Origin of the sequence: Pseudomonas sp. NBRC 100443 (assembly GCF_030268185.1) — a bacterium.
Lineage (GTDB): Bacteria > Pseudomonadota > Gammaproteobacteria > Pseudomonadales > Pseudomonadaceae > Pseudomonas > Pseudomonas citronellolis.
Window position 1 is genome coordinate 1 of sequence record NZ_BSQE01000097.1, and the last position, 275, is coordinate 275.

General features: G+C 55.3%; 1 rRNA gene. It reads left to right on the forward strand.

Going from position 1 to position 275, the window contains the following annotated elements:
* A 16S ribosomal RNA gene (locus QSJ95_RS32700) occupies positions 1–275 on the forward strand; the annotation flags it as partial.

Here is a 275-nt window from a genome sequence, read left to right on the forward strand (position 1 = left end):
AGGAATCTGCCTGGTAGTGGGGGACAACGTTCCGAAAGGAGCGCTAATACCGCATACGTCCTACGGGAGAAAGTGGGGGATCTTCGGACCTCACGCTATCAGATGAGCCTAGGTCGGATTAGCTAGTTGGTGGGGTAAAGGCTCACCAAGGCGACGATCCGTAACTGGTCTGAGAGGATGATCAGTCACACTGGAACTGAGACACGGTCCAGACTCCTACGGGAGGCAGCAGTGGGGAATATTGGACAATGGGCGAAAGCCTGATCCAGCCATGC